Genomic DNA, 1,725 nt, shown 5'->3' with positions numbered 1-1,725 from the left:
CGACGACGATCGCGGAGCCGGTCTCCCTCAAGATCGATCCGGGCACGAAGGACGCCGTGACGTACCCCGCCTCCGGGGCATGCCCGATCAAGAACGGCAAGATCGGCGAACCGTACGCCAAGGGCAAGTCCAAGCAGGACCCACCCTGCGGCGTGAAGTACCTCCGCTCCTCCGGCGACGGCTCGTACCCGCTCAAGGCGACGGTCACGTGGAAGATCAGCTGGACCGGCACGGGGACGAACGACCCACAGGACCTGCCTGACGGCGAGTTCGGCGCGGATCAGGACGTGGTGGTCGAGGAGATTCAGGCCATCAACCGATAGACGACGGTACGAGCACAACGGGGGTTGCGGGATGGCGGGGAATCGTCCGGCGGATTGGCATGTCCTGGACTTGGACAAGGACCCGACGCCCGGTGATCCGGACCGGGTGCGGAACCTGGCCAAGAACCTGCACGACTTCGCCGACGACGTCTCCAAGGTCCTGCGGGACATCAAGGGGATGGCGGGCGAGGACGCGATCCTCACCTGGGCGGGGAAGACCGCCGAGTCGTTCACGGCGGAGTTCGAGGACGCCCCGGGCAAGCTGAAGAAGCTCAAGAAGAGCTACGAGATGGCCGGCGACGCGCTCTCCACCTACTGGCCGGAGCTGGAGCGCGCCCAGGCCCTCGCCGACAAGGCCCTGGTCAAGGGCCGTGAAGCACAAGGCGACTTGAGCTCCGCCCAGACCCGCCTCACCTCCGCCGACTCCTGGATGGACAAGGCGGGCAAGGAAGCCGACAAGTACAAGGACGACGACGGCGGTTCCAAGTCCAAGGACGTCCCCAAGCCGGACCCGGACAAGGTCAAGGCCGCCACCCGCAACGCCAACTCCGCCGAGAAAGCCCAGACCGCCGCCAAGTCGGACGTCTCCGCGGCGAAGAGCAACCTCGACGCCGCGAAGAAGATGGCCGAGGACGCCCGCAAGATGCGCGAGGACGCGGCGGGCACGGCGAAGAAGAAGCTCGAAGACGCCTCGGACGCGGGTATCCAGAACCGTAAGTGGAGGAGGAGGTCGGCGACTGGGTCACCGACTGGGTCACCGACAACTGGGACACCATCGTCGCCGCCCTGGACTGCATCCCCGGCATGAAGGGCCTCACCAGCCTCCGCGGCCTCGCCAAGGGACTCAAGGGACTCAAGGGTGGAATGAAGGCGATGGGCAAGGGACTCCGCGGCCTGAAGTCGGCCCGCGGCGCCATCGCCGACGGCGCCAAGGGCGCGTACAACCGCCTGAAGAGTCTGGTCAAGGGGTGCGGTGACCCGGTCGACGTGGCCACTGGCCAGATGTACCTGGAGGACACAGACCTCACACTGCCTGGCACCCTCCCTCTCATCTTCACCCGCCGCGTCGCTTCCGATTACCGCTGCGGCGGGTGGTTCGGCCCTGCTTGGTCTTCCACTGTCGATCAACGCCTGGAGATCGACGAGCATGGACTCGTGTTCGTCACCGAGGACGGCATGTTGCTGACCTATCCGCACCCGGAGGGGCCGGAGATACCCGTACTGCCCGAAGCCGGTCCTCGCTGGCCACTGGTTCGACTGGACAAGGGCGGCTACCGCATCACTGACCCGGTAGCCGGGCACAGCCTTCATTTCACCGCTCCCAGCGGGGGTCTGTCACTGCTGGAACGCGTTATCGACCGCAACCACATCACGATCGACTTCGACTACGACGCCGATGGCA

General features: G+C 66.1%; 2 protein-coding genes and 1 pseudogene. All 3 read left to right on the top strand.

Annotation, left to right across the window (positions count from 1 at the left end; all coding sequences use genetic code 11):
- Positions 1-323: pseudogene (locus ACZ5CR_RS44580) on the top strand (hypothetical protein); the annotation flags it as partial.
- Between the two features lie 31 nt (positions 324-354).
- Positions 355-1,131, top strand: a complete 777-nt coding sequence (locus tag ACZ5CR_RS44575; RefSeq protein WP_468869229.1) for a putative T7SS-secreted protein — start codon at positions 355-357, stop codon at positions 1,129-1,131.
- The coding region (locus ACZ5CR_RS44570) for a DUF6531 domain-containing protein (RefSeq protein WP_468869224.1) at positions 1,128-1,725 on the top strand (598 nt) is incomplete at its 3' end. The genes ACZ5CR_RS44575 and ACZ5CR_RS44570, both read left to right, overlap by 4 nt.

Source organism: Streptomyces sp. NPDC031274 (assembly GCF_055570235.1).
Note: the sequence above shows the minus strand (reverse complement) of the source record. Positions and strands in the feature narration are given on the sequence as shown.